We start from the raw sequence: 11,924 nt of genomic DNA, 5'->3' as shown, positions 1-11,924 counted from the left end.
CGTATACACACTTTCCAGGCGTGCTCCTTCAGCCACTCGGACACCTCACCAAATTTTTGACTGCTGTTTAACGTGTTCAATCGCCACGTGGTTCGTTGCGCTGCTTCGCTGGAACGGGGCGTAATGTAAGGGATAGGAGCAAGCCGGTCAATCTCATTTTTCGTCTTTTGCTATCGTTTGCTCAATTTGCGAACCAACTGACCAAAAAGATGCCGTTTCCTATCCCTTTACGTCAATTTTCAATCGCTTCGTGCAAATGTTCCCCTCTGATAGCCTCCTCCAGCGAGCCGTAGAACTCCAGCTCACCCGGGACAGGACGCACCTTGGCCCGCGCCAGGGTCTTGAGGGGCTGGAACTGCAACTCGGCCACCTTGAGTTGGACACCCGACTTGGCCATGCGTTTGGCAAATTGCTGGAAGGCAGAGAGCCCGCCGGCGTCCAGGATGGAGACGGCCTCCATCTGCAGGATCAGCGCCTTGTGCTCCCCCACCTGGGCCAGCAGCTCCTCGAAGACCCGCTCCGCGGCGGCAAAGAACAGGGGACCGTTGATCTTGTAGAGCAGGGTCTGCGCCGGCACTTCGCTGGCATAACGGCCGTGCTCGGCCAGGTTGTGCAGTCGGGTCATCTTGGCGATTTCACGCATGAACAGCAGGGACGCCAGGATCACCCCGAAGGTGATGGCGATGACCATGTCGAAGATGACGGTGAGAGACAGGCAGACCAGCAGCACCAGCACATCCGAGCGGGGCGCCCTGCGCACCAGATCTACCACCTTGTGGGCCTCGCTCATGTTCCAGGCCACCAGCAGCAGCAGGGCGGCCATGGCAGAGAGCGGCAGCCAGGAGAGCCAGGGGGCCAGCACCAGTATGGCGGCCAGCACCACCAGCGCATGAACTATGCCGGAGATGGGCGAGGTGGCACCGGCCCGCACGTTGGCGGCGGAGCGGGCGATGGCGGCCGTCGCCGTGATGCCGCCGAAGAAGGGGGCGAGTATGTTGCCAAGCCCCTGCCCCACCAGCTCGCCGTTGGAGCTGTGCTTGCGCCCCGTCATGCCGTCCAGCACCACGGCGCAGAGCAGGGATTCGATGGCTCCCAACATGGCCATGGAGAAGGCGGCGGGCAGCAGCCGCTCTATGGCCGCCAGATCCCAGACCACGGGGGCGCCGTCCGGCCCGGGCAGGGCCCAGGGCATCACCAGGGTCGGCGCTATGGGGGGTATCCCCATGCCCTGAGTGCCATCGGCCAGGGTATAGCTGAACTTGCTGCCTATGGTGGCCACGTCCACCCCCAGGGCGTGCAGGCCGACCCCCAGGCCGACCCCCACCAGCACTGCCGGCAGGTGACCCGGCACCGGCAGCCGTAATCTGGGCCAGAGCAGCAGCACCGCCAGGGTGGCCACCCCCACCAGGGTATCACCCCACTGCCAACTGGGCAGAGCATGAGCCAGCGCCTGCACCTTGCCGACATAGGTTTCCGGCATCTCGGGAACGTGCAGGCCGAAGAAGTCCTTGATCTGCAAGGTGGCGATCACGATGGCGATGCCGCCGGTGAAACCCAGGGTCACCGAGGGTGGAATGTATTCGATGAGGCGACCGAGGCGCGCCATCCCCATGGCCACCAGGAAGAAGCCGGAGATGAGGGTCGCCATCAAGAGGCCCCCCACCCCGAATTGCTGGGCCACCGGATAGAGGATCACCACAAAGGCGGCGGTCGGCCCCGAGATGGAGAAGCGAGAGCCCCCCGTCACGGCGATGACGATGCCGGCTATGATGGCGGTGTAGAGGCCGTGCTGGGGCGGCACCCCGCTGGCAATGGCCAGCGCCATGGCGAGCGGAATGGCGATGATGCCAACCGTGATGCCGGCGATGAGGTCGCGGCCGAAGCGCGCCACGCTATAAGGTTCATCGATGCAGGATTGGCGCAATGCGATAGCCAGCTTCACGCCTTGTAAGGAAGCTTGATTGTGCATGTCTAGGGTAATACCAGAAGAGGGAGACAAAGGCCGGAGTGAACCGGCACCCGATCATCATCAAGGGCCGGCAGAGCTGTCGACGCGGCGATGGTATCCAGAGCAACCATACCCGAGCCGGCCCGATAATTCGATGGGCAGGATCAAGAAATGGCCATTACCCCGCATTATTGTCATCGATAGCTCGCATATCGCCGATTTTCCCAGCCATCCCTTCAGTTACCCGGTCATCACGAACCTGCATCTTCCCCGCATCCCTCGACCATCACCTGAGAGGCAAGTCCATCGGCAATCGGTATATCACCGATATGCACCTCCCCCTCCATGATCGGCTTATCCATTGCCCCACCCCCTCCAGGCCGGGGCACGCCTTCACGGCCAGCTCAACCGTGGCTGCCGGCGGGGCCATCTCAAACTGCTGATTGTGCTGAAAATAGTCCACAGCGCCCAAGTTTTGGGCAAACGGGCCGAAAAGCCATTTTTCCGTGGAATGGCGGGTTGACACCCGTCCGGGGGATCATTAATATCCGCTCCGTCTCGACGAGACAGGCAATTCCTCCTTAGTTCAGTCGGTAGAACGGCGGACTGTTAATCCGTATGTCACTGGTTCAAGTCCAGTAGGAGGAGCCAATTCCCTCGTAGTTCAGTCGGTAGAACGGCGGACTGTTAATCCGTATGTCACTGGTTCAAGTCCAGTCGAGGGAGCCATCTTCTAAAGCCCAGTCTCAGGACTGGGCTTTTTCGTTTCCCCTGCCCCAGGGCGGGGCAAGGCGAAGCTGCGCGGCCTCCCCTCCCTGTCCGCCTCTGCTCATCGTACCTGGGGCGCTGCCACAAGATGACGCAGGACTACCCTCTCTGGGGTACCAGTCTGGTGCAGCGTCCTTTCCCCCTTGATGACAACGCACTCATCCTTCTGATTTATCAGTATAAAATTACTGATACCGGCCTTCATAGCGACTCGATTGACTGGCACAGCCCTTGCAATTCCTGACCTCAGGGACGTCACAAGGAGTTGCCTATGCTACCCATCAAGCCGCCCGGACCCGGTTGCTACGACGAGATGTTGCTCGCCAACAACCAGTTTCGCGATCACTACCACGCCTATCTGGCGTGGCTGCACCAGACCGACGAGAAGAGCATAGAACGCAAGCGTGAGGAGGCCGATCTGCTGTTTCACCGGGTCGGCATCACCTTCAACGTCTATGGGGATGGGGACGGCGCCGAGCGCCTCATCCCGTTCGACAGCATTCCCCGCATCATTCCCGCCCAGGAGTGGCAGCATCTGGACAAGGGGATCCGCCAGCGCGTCACCGCCCTCAACGCCTTCCTGCACGACATCTATCACGATCAGCGCATCCTGAAGGCGGGGGTGATCCCGGCCGCCCAGATCCTCACCAATGCCCAGTACCAGCCCTGCATGCAGGGGGTCGACCTGCACCGCAACACCTATGTCCACATCACAGGGGTCGACATCATCCGCAACAGCGACGGTGACTACTACGTGCTGGAGGACAATCTGCGCACCCCCTCCGGGGTCTCCTACATGCTGGAGAACCGCAAGATGATGATGCGCCTCTTCCCGGAGCTGTTTCACAACCAACCCATAGCACCGGTGGAGCGCTACCCGGCCCTCTTGCTGCAGACCCTGCGCGAGAGCAGCCCGGTGGACAACCCCTGCGTGGTGGTGATGACCCCGGGCCGTTTCAACAGCGCCTACTTCGAGCACAGCTTCCTCGCCCAGCAGATGGGGGTGGAGCTGGTGGAGAGCGCGGATCTGGTGGTCAAGGATGGTCAGGTGCTGATGCGCACCACCACGGGGCTGAAACGGGTGGATGTCATCTATCGCCGCATCGACGACGACTACCTGGACCCTCTCGCCTTCAACCCGGACTCCCTCATCGGCGTGCCGGGCCTGCTCTCTGTCTACCGCGCCGGCGGCGTGGTGCTGGCCAATGCCATCGGCACCGGGGTGGCCGATGACAAGTCCATCTACCCCTATGTGCCGGAGATGATCCGCTTCTACCTGGGGGAGGAGCCCATCCTCAACAACGTCCCCACCTGGCAGTGCCGGGAACCCGATGCCCTGGCCTATGTGCTGGCGCACCTGGAGGAGCTGGTGGTCAAGGAGGTCCATGGCGCCGGCGGCTACGGCATGCTGATCGGCCCCTGCGCCAACCGCGAGGAGCTGGCCCGTTTTCGCGAGCTGCTCAAGGCTAGGCCCGACAACTACATAGCCCAGCCGACGCTCTCTCTGTCCACCTGCCCCACCTTCGTCGAGGCGGGCATAGCCCCCCGCCACATCGACCTGCGTCCCTTCGTCCTCACCGGCCAGGAGCTGCGCCTGGTGCCGGGCGGCCTGACCCGGGTCGCCCTCACCGAGGGCTCCCTGGTGGTGAACTCCTCCCAGGGCGGCGGCACCAAGGACACCTGGGTCATGGAGGGCAACCCATGCTGAGCCGCACCGCAAGCGAACTCTACTGGATGTCCCGCCACCTGGAGCGGGCGGAGAACACGGCGCGCATGCTGGACGTGACCCAGACCATGTCGCTGATGCCCTCCATCGACGCCGATCACAGCGAGCTGCTGGCCCCCCTCACCATCAGCGGCACCCACGAACCTTTCCTCGCCCGCTACGGCCAGGTAAACATGGAGAACCTGCTGCAATTTTTCTGCTTCGACGAGGAGAACCCGAGCAGCATCTTCAGCTGCCTGCGCATGGCCAGGGACAATGCCCACGGGGTGCGCGGCAAGATCCCGGGGGAGGTGTGGGAGAGCATCAACGCCGCCTGGATAGAGATACGCAGACGCCGCAAGGCGGGGCTTTCCAGCGGCCAGGCCCAGGAGTTCTTCGACTGGATCAAGGAGCGATCCCATCAGTTCCGCGGCGCCACCTACGGCACCATGATGCGGGGGGACGTGCTCTGGTTCCTGCGCCTTGGCACCTTCATCGAGCGGGCCGACAACACGGCGCGCATTCTCACCGTCAAGTATCAGGTGATCCGGGAGGATGAGGACAGCGTGCGCGAGTTCTACCGCTGGAACGCCCTGCTGCGCTCGGTGGGGGCCTACGAGGCGCACCAGACCCTCTACAAGACCCTCTCCCACGCCTCCATCGCCGAGCTGCTGATCCTGCGCAACGAGGTGCCGCGCTCCCTGCGCGCCTGCCTCGACGAGATGGAGCACATCCTGGCCCAGATCGAAGGCAACGCCGGCCAGACGCCGCGCCGCCTCACCACCATACTCAACGCCCAGCTGACCTATGGCGCCATCGAGGATGTGTTCGCCCTCGGCATGCAGGCGTACCTGAGGGACTTTCTCAGCGACATCGGCGCCATCGGCCAGAGCATCCACGCCGCCTACCTGGAGGTATTATGAGACTCATCATCGATCACCAGACCCGCTACCACTATGCCGACGTGGTGCGCCGCAGCACCCAGTACCTGCGCCTGACCCCCCACAGCACGGCCCGCCAGCAGATCCTCTCCTGGCAGCTGGAGCTGCCGGGGGAGGCCACCTGCACCACGGACGGTTACGGCAACATATTGCACGTGCTGAGCCTGGAGTCCCCCCACGAGGGGATCCTCATCCGCGCCCGTGGCGAGGTGGAGATCCGCGACGATGCACAGGAAGATGAAGAGCACTCCCTCATCTCCCCCCTGAGCTACCTGAGACCCACCACCCTCACCTGCCCAAGCGAGGCCCTGCGAGCCCTGGCCCAGGAGTGCCTGCCCTCCGAGCCGACCCAGGCCGACCTGGAGGGCCTGATGGCGCGCATCCTGGCGCGCATGCCCTATCAGCCGGGCAGCACGGACGCCACCTTCAGCGCCGACGAGGCCCTCGCCTCGGGCAGCGGCGTCTGTCAGGACCACACCCATGTCTTCCTGGCCTGCTGCCGCCACGCCGGTCTGCCGGCCAGGTACGTGAGCGGTTACCTCTACAGCCAGGACAGCAGCCACGTGGCGATGCACGCCTGGGCCGAGGTGTGGATTGAGGCGCGCTGGCACACCTTCGATGTCACCAACCTCACCTGCTCCGCCAACGAGCACCTCAAACTCGCGGTCGGCATGGACTACCTGGATGCCTGCCCGGTGCGCGGGGTGCGCTACGGCGGCGGCTGCGAGCAGTTGCAGAGCCAGGCACGAGTCACCCGCCTGGATGGGCAGCAGCAATGAGGGCCCAGGGAGTGCTGGCGGGAGGGCCGCCATGACCTATTGCGTCGCCATGTGCCTGCAAGATGGCATCGTCTTCGCCTCCGACTCGCGCACCAATGCGGGGGTGGACCATATCGCCACCTTCCGCAAGCTGCACCTCTTCACCCAGGAGGACAGGGTGATAGTGCTGCAAAGCGCCGGCAATCTGGCCACCACCCAGAGTGTCATCAGCCTGCTGACGGAGGGGACGGGTCTGCTCAGCCTCCCCAGTCTGTACGAGGTCGCGGCCCTCATAGGCCAGACCATACGCACCGTCATCAGCCGGGATGGGGGCCAGCAACAGGGGCATGTCAACTTCGGCTGCAACATACTGCTGGGGGGCCAGATCCGGGGGGAGCACCACCGCCTGTTCCACATCTACCCGGAGGGCAACTTCATCGAGGCGGGCCCGGACACCCCCTACTTCCAGATTGGTGAGAGCAAGTACGGCAAGCCCATCATAGATCGCATCATCCAGTACGAGACGCCGCTCCAGACCGCCATGCAGTGCGCCCTCATCTCCATCGACTCGACCCTGCGCAGCAACCTCTCGGTGGGCCTGCCCCTGGATGCGCTCGTCTATTCCGAGGGGAGCTTCTCGGCGGCACAGCTGCACCGCATCACAGAGCAGAATCCCCACTTCCAGGCCCTGCGCAAGGCCTGGGGCGAGGGGTTGCAACGGCTGTTCCGAGAGCTTCCCCCCTTCCCCCTCTGAACGGGCGAGGGAGCGCCATGGCGCTTTCCCGCCCCCCTCTTTCCAGATATTCTGGCTGCCATTCGCTTACCTCTCGATGGAGTCCCCATGCGCCGCTTCAACTTCATGCTCAACGGCAGCCGGCTGATGATGTTCCCCTTCTATGTCTGCATCCTGGTGTGCGTCGCCCTCTTGATGGTGAAATTTGCCATGCAGCTCTATGTGCTGTGCCGCGACATCATCGAGATCGACTATCTGGATCTCATCACAGGGGTGCTCACCCTGGTGGACTTCGTGCTGGTGGCCCAGATGCTGATCCTGGTGGCCATCTGCGGCTATGTGCAGTTCATCAAGACCCCGGAGCAGCGGGCGGCCCTGGGGGACAACTGGCTCAGCAAGATCAACTTTGCGTCCCTCAAACTCATCGTCATCAACTCCTTGGTGACCATCGCCGGCATCGAAGTGCTCAAGGCCTTCCTGGAAGACGGCACCGGCAACGAGATAGAGATGAAGTGGTCTGTCATCGTCTTCCTCGCCTTCTCCACCGCCGCCCTCATCTACGCCATCACGGAGCGGCTGGCTGATCACAAGTGACCCGGCCCTGATTTCATTCAGGATCTATTCATCAGTGGCCGAATTGATAACTCTTTTCATTACCCTTACCCCATTGTAAACTTGCTCGCCCCGGGCCGAACCGCCCGGGTGCTGGAGCACCTATGACAAGCCTTTCCCTCTCACCGCGACACCTCTGGCAATGGCTGGCCTATCACCATCAGGCCGCCGAGGGCTCCCTCTACCTGATGTTCTTCTCCGGCCTGCTGCTGTGGGAGCCACTGACCCCGGTCTGGTCCCTGGCACGCTGGAACCTGTTTCTCCATGTGATGCTCTCCCTCTCCCTGTTTCCCCTGTTGTTTGGCGCCTTCTGGCTCTCCCATCGCAGCCTGCTGAACAAGAGCCGCAAACCTTTTCTGCGCACCACGGGGCGCATCATCGAAGCCTTGCTGCTGGTTTGTCTCGCCAGCGGCCTGCTGCTGGTGCTGCACGGCACCCCGGGGGACAGCCTGGGCAACCTCGCCAGCTGGGCCCACTGGCTGAGCGCGCTAGCGTTGACGCCCCTGGTGCTGCGCCACGCCTGGCGCTGGACCATCTTGAAATGGCGTGCCTGATCCTATGTTGAAGCTGCTCTTCTCCTGCCTACTCGCCCTCTCCATGCTACTGGGCAGCACCCTTGCCAGCGCCCAGGAGATGGGCACGGCCATGGTAGCCTATGACGAGGGCGACGCCCCGCGCCTCGTCACCGCCAACCAGAGCGCTGGATCCGTCACCCTGCTCGAGCGAGACAGCGGCAAGGGAATAAAAGAGGTGCAACTGGGGGGGGATCTGCGCCAGCTTGCCCGCGCCGATGATGGCACCCTGCTGGTCACCGACTACAGCGGCGATCGCCTGCTGCTGCTGGATGATGATCTCGATCTGGAAAAGACGATCCCCACCGGCCATAGACCCTATGGGGTCATCTTCGATGCCAAGCGGCATTGGTTCTGGGTCACGCTGTTCGAGGCGAGCCGCCTGCAGGCTTATGACAGCGCGGGCAAGCTGCAGCTGGATGTGGCCACTGCCGAGACCCCGCGCGGGCTGGCGCTGACCGACGATGATCGCCTGCTGCTCACCCACGCCATGACCGGCCAGCTCGCCATCTATGACCTAGCCAAGCTGAGCAGCGGGCTCACGGGCGCCACCCTGCCCAAGCCACGCCTGATCACCCTGGCCGAGACCCACAGCGCGCCCCCTACTGGAAAAGCGAGCGACTCTCAGGGATTGCCACGCCTGCTGGACGGCATCGCCCTCTCCCCCGATGGCAGCGAAGCCTGGCTGCCTCATGTGCTCTGGAGCTTCGACCACCCCTTCCAGTTCCAGAGCACCGTCTTTCCGGCCGTATCCATCATAGATCTCGATGAAGAGAAAGAGCGGGTAGATGAAAGAAAGCAGCTCTTCTTGCAGATCAATCTGCCAAGCGTCGGCAACCGCAGCCAGATTGTCTCCAACCCCTTCGCCGCGCGCTTCGCCGCCGATGGCAAGCGGGTCTACCTGACCCTGGCAGGTTCCGAGGACTTGCTGGTGTTCGACTTGTCGCGCAGCGGTAAATCCAACAGCAACCGTCACAGACGCAAGAAGTTCCAGGGGGGCGCCAAGGCGACCCAGCTCTTGCGTCACCTGCCGGGCCAGAACCCACGGGACTTGTTTGTAGACGGCGAGCATATTCTGGTGCACAACGTCATGGGGCAGGATCTCACCCGCCTCCATACCGGCGGCAGCGGCCCCTTCGCCCGGGTCACGGTCGATGTGCCCCACTTCGCCAAGCTGGTAGAGACGGATCCCCGCCCCGAGCCCCTCAAGCGTGGCGAGCGACTGTTCCATCTTGGAAACACGCTGGGCAACAACGGCGCCAATGCCCGCTTCCCCATGGCCGGGGACAACTGGATGAGCTGCAACTCCTGCCATCTGGACGGATTCAACTTCACCAACCGCCATCTGATGGCGGCCCATCGCCAGCAGAGCGGCGACAACGCCATCAACGGCCACGCCAACCTCGCCAACATGGTGGCGGGGGACTTCGTCGGCGAATACCTGCGCATGACCCAGCAGACCCAGGGCGGCATGGGCCACGACGGTCGCGATGGGGCCGAGACTGTGGATCCCGCCAAGCCCCAGCCCGAGGTGAAGGCGATGATGGAGGATCTGCACGCCTTCGTCACCGCAGATGGCAACCTCCCCTATCTCGCCAACTGGCTGCGACTCGATGCCCCGCGCAGGGATCCCACCAAGGCGCCGACCACCCATCCCAAGGAGTGGCTCAACTCCGCCTCCTGCCAGAACTGCCACCAAGAGGCGTTCAAGGACTGGAGCGAGAGCAACCACAGGCTGATGGGCAACTCCCACCCCTACTACAAGGTGGTGCAGGCCCTGGCCCGCGAGACAGAAGGCGAGGCCTTCGGCCAGTGGTGCCAGGGCTGCCACATGCCCCAGCAGGTGCTGAACGGCCAGACTGAGCTGCCCAAGGGCTCCCACATGTTCGAGCAGGGCGGCGCCTCGCTCATTGCCGCCCACAAGGCTGGCGAACCCGTGGTGGAGGAAGGGACAGGCTGCGTGCTCTGCCATCGCATCACAAGGCTCGAAGATGCCGGCGGCAACAGCGCCTTCACGGTGAATTTGAAAGACCGCGAGAGCTATGTGTTCGAGGATGCCCCGGGGGGCAGCGCCCGCCACTGGCTGGCCGAGCGGCAGATCAACGCCCGTCCGGCGATGCACAAGGCCTCCTATCAGAAGGATTTCTATCAGGATGCGGCCCTGTGCAAATCCTGCCACAACGAGTTTGCCCCGGGCAGCGGCGCCAATATCGTCAACACCTGGGACGAGTGGGAGAACTCCAGCTTCGCCAAGGCGGAGGATCCCGCCAAGCGGCGCAGCTGCATCGACTGCCATATGAACCCCGAGCCCGGCAATGGCGGCGCCCCTGTGGCGGGCCAGTCCACCGAAAACGGCACAATGAAAGAGCGCCTCTATCGCCACAACTTTACCGGCGCCCAGCACCAGCTGGTGGGGCTGCGCAATCCCGCGCTTGAGCAGGAGAGCCTGGCCCTGCTGCGCTCCAGCGCGACGCTCTCTGCCCGTATCGAACAGGCTGCCGATGGGCAGCAACTGGTGGTGCGGGTCGCCAATACAGGCGCGGGCCACGCCCTGCCCACCGGAGTGGCCGATTTCCGTGAACTCTGGCTGGAGCTGACCGTCACAGACGCCAGCGGCAAGCTGGTGCTCAGAAGCGGCCAGCCGGTGGAGGGCGCCGTGCCCGAGGACGCGCGGCTGTTCCGCAAAGTATTCGGCGATGCCGAGGGCAAGCCGGTCGGCCTCAAGTTCTGGCGCTACGCCAAGCTCCTGGAAGATACCCGCATCCCGGCCGATGGCTGGCGCGATGAAGCCTGGCCGCTGCCGGCGGATGCCCGTGGGCCCTTCCAGGCCGATATCAGACTCAATTTCCGCACCTACCCCAAGTGGGTCAGTGATGCGGTGCGCGCCGCCGAGCCAAGCCTGCCGGCGCCACCCATAGTGCTACTCGCTCGGCTACAACTTAATCGGCTGCAACTGACCCTGCAGCCCCTCCCCGTCACGCCCGATACGGAGCCTCAATCCTGATGTTTGCAAGTTTTCTCATTACCCTGCGCGAGGGGCTGGAAGCCTTCCTGCTGGTGGGCATCTGCCTCTCCTACCTCGCCAAGCTGGGGGCGAGCCGCTACAACAAGTTCATCTATCTGGGGGTGGGGCTGGGCCTCGTCGCCTCCCTCGTGGTCGCCTTCCTGTTCCAGGTGGTGGTGAGCCAGTTCGAAAGCGAGCGTTACAACCACCTCTTGATGGCGGGGATCCTGATCTTCGCCACCCTGGTGCTCACCTATATGGCAATCTGGATGCAAAAACAGGCCAAGTCCCAGGTGGGGGCCATGACGGCGCGCATCGATGCCGCCGTCGACGGCGGCAACCTCTTTGGCCTGGTGCTGCTCGCCTTCCTCGCCGTGATGCGGGAAGGCTTTGAAACCGTGCTCTTCTTCTCGGCCCTGGTCTATTCAGGGCAAGGGGTGGATCTGCACGAGGGACTGATGGGGGCGCTGGCGGGGCTGCTGGTCTCTGTGGTGCTGGTGTGGGGGCTGCTGCGCTCCACCCGCAAGGTGGCGCTGGCCCCCTTCTTCCGCTGGACCGGGCTGCTGATCATCATCATAGCCGCGGGGCTGCTGTCGTCCGCCGTCAACATGTTGCAGGCGGCGGACGTCATTACCTTCTGGACCACGCCCGTGTTCAACATCAGCCACATCCTCGACGATCAGGGGGTCTTCGGCACCTTCCTGCGCGCCCTGTTTGGCTACAATGCCTCACCCGCCGGCTTGCAGTTGCTGACCTGGGCCACCTATCTGGCCATCTTCGTCACCCTCTGGCATCGCAGCTATCGCCCTCGGGTGCAGGGATAAACCCGCACCAGTTGCAACCCCATTCGGGGGCCGCGCCCTGGCGCGGTCCCCTTAGATAT

At 63.5% G+C, this 11,924-nt stretch carries 9 protein-coding genes and 2 tRNA genes; 10 read left to right on the top strand and 1 reads right to left on the bottom strand.

Annotation, left to right across the window (positions count from 1 at the left end; translation table 11 throughout):
• Nucleotides 1–232 precede the first annotated feature (232 nt).
• Complete coding sequence (gene dauA, locus AB5Y91_RS07275; protein WP_042648100.1) at nucleotides 233–1,969, bottom strand: C4-dicarboxylic acid transporter DauA; 1,737 nt, start codon at nucleotides 1,967–1,969, stop codon at nucleotides 233–235.
• Between the two features lie 554 nt (nucleotides 1,970–2,523).
• Here dauA and AB5Y91_RS07270 point away from each other — a divergent pair.
• The 10 genes from AB5Y91_RS07270 (at nucleotide 2,524) to AB5Y91_RS07225 (ending at nucleotide 11,865) form a co-directional block, all read left to right on the top strand.
• A tRNA-Asn gene (locus AB5Y91_RS07270) sits at nucleotides 2,524–2,599 on the top strand.
• 2 nt (nucleotides 2,600–2,601) lie between these two features.
• Nucleotides 2,602–2,677: transfer RNA gene (locus AB5Y91_RS07265), tRNA-Asn, on the top strand.
• Between the two features lie 310 nt (nucleotides 2,678–2,987).
• Nucleotides 2,988–4,424, top strand: coding sequence for a circularly permuted type 2 ATP-grasp protein (locus AB5Y91_RS07260; RefSeq protein WP_368169417.1), 1,437 nt, complete (start codon nucleotides 2,988–2,990; stop codon nucleotides 4,422–4,424).
• The gene (locus AB5Y91_RS07255) at nucleotides 4,418–5,344 is read left to right on the top strand and encodes an alpha-E domain-containing protein (RefSeq protein ID WP_368169416.1); all 927 of its coding nucleotides are present in this window, start codon (nucleotides 4,418–4,420) and stop codon (nucleotides 5,342–5,344) included. Before AB5Y91_RS07260 ends, AB5Y91_RS07255 begins: the two co-directional genes overlap by 7 nt.
• A complete protein-coding gene (locus tag AB5Y91_RS07250; RefSeq protein ID WP_368169415.1) occupies nucleotides 5,341–6,141 on the top strand; it encodes a transglutaminase domain-containing protein in 801 nt (266 codons plus the stop codon). The genes AB5Y91_RS07255 and AB5Y91_RS07250 overlap by 4 nt, the downstream gene beginning before the upstream one ends.
• A 31-nt stretch (nucleotides 6,142–6,172) precedes the next feature.
• The gene (locus tag AB5Y91_RS07245; RefSeq protein WP_368169414.1) at nucleotides 6,173–6,874 is read left to right on the top strand and encodes a peptidase; all 702 of its coding nucleotides are present in this window, start codon (nucleotides 6,173–6,175) and stop codon (nucleotides 6,872–6,874) included.
• Nucleotides 6,875–6,961: 87 nt separating this feature from the next.
• Nucleotides 6,962–7,447, top strand: coding sequence for a YqhA family protein (locus AB5Y91_RS07240; protein ID WP_106887087.1), 486 nt, complete (start codon nucleotides 6,962–6,964; stop codon nucleotides 7,445–7,447).
• Between the two features lie 122 nt (nucleotides 7,448–7,569).
• Nucleotides 7,570–8,019 (top strand): hypothetical protein, encoded by a 450-nt coding sequence (locus tag AB5Y91_RS07235; RefSeq protein WP_042648104.1) that lies wholly within the window; start codon nucleotides 7,570–7,572, stop codon nucleotides 8,017–8,019.
• Nucleotides 8,020–8,023: 4 nt separating this feature from the next.
• The gene (locus AB5Y91_RS07230) at nucleotides 8,024–11,041 is read left to right on the top strand and encodes a YncE family protein (protein ID WP_368169413.1); all 3,018 of its coding nucleotides are present in this window, start codon (nucleotides 8,024–8,026) and stop codon (nucleotides 11,039–11,041) included.
• The gene (locus AB5Y91_RS07225; protein WP_290071383.1) at nucleotides 11,041–11,865 is read left to right on the top strand and encodes an FTR1 family protein; all 825 of its coding nucleotides are present in this window, start codon (nucleotides 11,041–11,043) and stop codon (nucleotides 11,863–11,865) included. Before AB5Y91_RS07230 ends, AB5Y91_RS07225 begins: the two co-directional genes overlap by 1 nt.
• Nucleotides 11,866–11,924: the final 59 nt, after the last annotated feature.

Origin of the sequence: Aeromonas sp. R4-3, from assembly GCF_040908275.1 — a bacterium.
GTDB lineage: Bacteria > Pseudomonadota > Gammaproteobacteria > Enterobacterales > Aeromonadaceae > Aeromonas > Aeromonas rivipollensis.
This window is presented reverse-complemented; position numbering and strand designations above follow the sequence as displayed.